This is a genomic window from Microvirga sp. P4_G7, from assembly GCF_056401005.1.
This window is the reverse complement of the sequence record NZ_JBFUKD010000585.1, coordinates 1-2,372: the sequence shown is the minus strand read 5'-3', so window position 1 is coordinate 2,372 and position 2,372 is coordinate 1. Positions and strand designations below refer to the sequence as shown.

The 2,372-nt window shown below is 58.8% G+C and carries 2 protein-coding genes; both read left to right on the top strand.

The features are described from left to right. Nucleotides 1–1,272, top strand: a 1,272-nt coding sequence (locus AC1DT3_RS18265) for a TRAP transporter large permease (protein ID WP_477466647.1), incomplete at its 5' end; no start/stop codon positions are given. A 32-nt stretch (nucleotides 1,273–1,304) separates the two neighbouring features. Further along, complete coding sequence (locus tag AC1DT3_RS18260; protein ID WP_477466646.1) at nucleotides 1,305–2,315, top strand: TRAP transporter substrate-binding protein; 1,011 nt, start codon at nucleotides 1,305–1,307, stop codon at nucleotides 2,313–2,315. Nucleotides 2,316–2,372: the final 57 nt, after the last annotated feature.

Below are 2,372 nucleotides of genomic sequence, written 5' to 3'. Positions count from 1 at the left end.
ATATTTCTCCTTTCGCTTTGCGGCGCCATGGCAATTGGAATGCCCATCGCGTTCGCCCTCATCGTCTGCGCGGTTGCTCTCATGCTGTGGCTGGGGGTCTTCGATACCCAGATCATTGCGCAGAACATGGTCATAGGAGCGGATAATTTTCAGCTTCTGGCAATTCCGTTCTTCCTTCTCGCCGGCGAACTGATGAATGCCGGCGGTCTCTCGCGGCGCATCGTAAACTTCGCCTTGTCCCTCGTCGGACATATTCACGGGGGACTGGGTTATGTGGCCGTGTTTGCGTCGATCATCATGGCGTCCCTTTCCGGCTCTGCGGCCGCCGACACGGCAGCACTCGCCTCCATTCTCCTGCCGATGATGCGCAGCGCAGGCTACGACGTCGGACGCTCCGCGGGCCTGATTGCCTCGGGCGGTATCATTGCGCCCATCATACCACCATCGATCGGCTTTATCGTCTTTGGCGTCGCCGCGAACCTTTCAATCACACGCCTCTTCCTCGCAGGCGTCTTTCCCGGCCTACTCATCGGCCTCTCGTTGATCATCGCCTGGGCCATCGTCTGCAGGCGAGAGAAAATCAAGCTGCTCCCGCGGCAAAGCGGCCGGCAACGCCTTCAGGCCACTTGGGACGGATCGCTCGCCTTGCTCATGCCCGTCGCCATTCTCGGCGGCATCCGGTTCGGCATCGTGACCCCGACAGAGGCTGCAGTCATCGCGACCGTCTACGCCCTTGTCGTCGGGATGTTCGTTTACCGCGAGCTTTCGGTCCGCGCCCTTTATCAAGTCACGCTTACGGCCGCGAAGACCACCGGTGCCGTGATGTTTCTCGTCGCGGCGGCGGTTGTGTCCGCCTGGCTGATCACGCAGGCGAACATCCCCGCGGAACTTTCGGCGCTTCTTGAACCGTTCATGGACAACAAGACCGTGCTGATGCTCATCATCATGCTGCTTGTGATGGCGGTGGGGACCGCGCTCGACTTCACACCAACGGTCTTGATCCTGACGCCTGTGTTGATGCCCGTGATCAAGCAAGCCGGGATCGACCCGATCTATTTCGGCGTCCTCTTCATCATCAACAATGCCATCGGCCTCATCACGCCACCGGTAGGAATCGTCTTGAACGTCGTATGCGGTGTGGGGCGCATTTCCATGAACACCGTCATGCGCGGCGTCATGCCGTTTCTCATCGCGCAGACCATCGCGATGTTATTGCTCGTGCTGTTTCCACAGCTCGTGACCGTCCCACTTGCCTGGCTCTCGGGACGCTAACTTAACTTCCAACAACGAGGGAGGAACTCGAAATGTCAAAGTATCGTCTGTTTACCCTTCTCGCCGGTATTGCTGTTGCCGCGTTCGCAGGCTCTGCGCAGGCACAAATCAAGGACCGCACCATTCGCGTCTCCAATGGCATCAATGAAGACCATCCGGTCGGCAACGGCGTTGCAAAGATGAAGGCCTGCGCGGCTGACAAGTCCGGAGGGAAGATCAAGCTCCAGGCATTCTGGGGCGGAGCGCTCGGCGGCGATCTTCAGGCGACGCAGGCCCTGCGAGCCGGGACTCAGGAGATGGTCATCACATCCTCCTCTCCCTTGGTCGGCATCATTCCCGAGCTCGGTGTATTCGACCTTCCATTTCTCTTCACTAACGAAAAGGAAGCCGATGCTATTCTCGATGGTTCCTTCGGYAAGTATGTCGCCGACAAGCTCCCTGCCTCTGGATTGGTCAATCTGTCATACTGGGAGAACGGTTTCCGCAATCTGACGAACTCCAAGCGGCCGGTGTCAAAGGCCGAGGAAATGACAGGCCTAAAGGTCCGTGTCATGCAGAACAACATCTTCCTCGACAGCTTCAAGAGTCTCGGCACGAATGCGACGCCGATGGCCTTCGGCGAGGTCTTCGCGGCGCTCGAAACGCACGCGATCGACGGGCAGGAAAATCCGCTGGTGACGATAGACACCTCGAAGCTGTACGAGGTGCAGAAGTATCTCACGCTGAGCCGTCACGCCTACACGCCATTTCTGGTATTGTATTCCAAGAAGCTGTGGGACCAGCTCTCACCGGAGGARCAGACGATCCTCACCGAGTGCTCGATCGTAGGTCGGGACGAGCAGCGGCGCGTCTCTCGGGATCTCAACGATAAATCCCTCGCCAAGTTGAAAGCACAAGGCATGCAGGTGTCGGAGGTCAGTCCGGCCGAGCTCACGAAGATGCGGGAGGCCACTGCCGCGGTCTACGAACGGCATCAGGCGACGATCGGTCCGGAGACGATCGCAAAACTCGACGAGGCGCTCAAGCAGGTTCGATCCAAATAGCTATCGAAGCAGCGACCCCAATAGGCGGACGATGAGACTTGCGAAGCGGGCGGCGTT